At 61.8% G+C, this 795-nt stretch carries 1 protein-coding gene; it reads right to left on the reverse strand.

Going from position 1 to position 795, the window contains the following annotated elements; all coding sequences use genetic code 11:
• Positions 1–457: toll/interleukin-1 receptor domain-containing protein (locus tag C100_RS0124445; protein ID WP_031309120.1), on the reverse strand; the 457-nt coding region annotated here is incomplete at its 3' end.
• Positions 458–795 lie beyond the last annotated feature (338 nt).

The following is a 795-nucleotide window of genomic DNA, read 5'->3' on the forward strand; positions in this document are numbered from 1 at the left end:
CGGCGGCGATCGGTTCATGCACGGCGCCATCGGGATCACGGGCCAGTAACGCGGCGGGAAAGCTGTCGGCCGGTTCGCCTTCGACCAGCGCCGCGATGACGGGACGGTCGGGATGGAGTTCGCGAAACAAGGCAATTTCCGCCTCAACCCAGCGCGACGCTTTGGCCGCAGGAGAGCAGACGACGAGCAATGCGTCCGATTGGGACAGCGCCAGACGCACTTGTTGATTGAGGCTGGACGCTGCGGCCAATTCCGCCCGGTCGCGGAAGATGGGCGCGAGGCGTCGCGGCACTGGCCCCCCATTGGCCGCCATGCCAATGAGGCGAGCAGGCAGCCGATAGGTTTCCAGCCAGCGATGCAGCTTGTGGGCCTCCCGCTCATTGGCATGACTATAGCTCAGGAACGCGCGATAACGCCGCGCGCCTGCTCCGTCGGTATCGACGCTGCCACTCGTCATGCGTACTCCGCGTCCACTGTTTTTATCCCCCGTCTTCGGCGGGCAATCGGCAGTGGCGTGGTCGACGCTCATATGCTTATCGCGATTGCCCGGAGCCCTGCCTTAGCGCTTCCCCATCTGCCAGGAAATCTGCAATCATCCAGGATGACCAAGCAGTTCATCATCCACGACTGCGGCCGGGAGGGGGTGACCGGGATAGGACATGGCCTTCCGAGCACGAGACTGTGCCTGCAACAGGCAAGTCGCCCTTGGAGCAGCATGCGGAAAACTGGGAACCGGTTTTTCCGCATAAAAGTATTAGCAAACAATGACTAGATCATGCTGCCTGCGTCTGATTT

Source organism: Sphingobium sp. C100, from assembly GCF_000508185.1.
GTDB lineage: Bacteria > Pseudomonadota > Alphaproteobacteria > Sphingomonadales > Sphingomonadaceae > Sphingobium.